The following is a 303-nucleotide window of genomic DNA, read 5'->3' as shown; positions in this document are numbered from 1 at the left end:
GGATTTTCCCGCCCCGCCACGGCCAAACAAGATGACGCCGCGCTTGTCGAGACCGAGGGTCGCGGCATGCGCCAGCCGCATGCCGGTGTCTTCCAGCATCCAGTGCAGATGCTGGCGCAAGGGCGCGGAGCCGTCCCATGGCGGCAATTCGGAAGGCGCCGCGCACCATTGCAGGCCGACACGGGAACGCTCGTCGAACAGCCGCCACAGGCGCTTCTGGAACGGATAGGCCGCCCGCAGGCCGGCCGCCTGCAGCCTGGCGTGGAATTCCTTCGGCTGAAATGAGGGGTCATCCCACTCGGC

The 303-nt window shown here is 68.0% G+C and carries 1 pseudogene; it reads right to left on the bottom strand.

Going from position 1 to position 303, the window contains the following annotated elements:
- Nucleotides 1–303: pseudogene (locus tag EN818_RS33175) on the bottom strand (serine kinase); the annotation flags it as partial.

Origin of the sequence: Mesorhizobium sp. M3A.F.Ca.ET.175.01.1.1 (genome assembly GCF_004791945.1) — a bacterium.
In the GTDB taxonomy this organism is placed as follows: Bacteria; Pseudomonadota; Alphaproteobacteria; order Rhizobiales; family Rhizobiaceae; genus Mesorhizobium.
The sequence above is the reverse complement of the archived record's forward strand: the minus strand, read 5'-3'. Positions and strand labels throughout refer to the sequence as shown.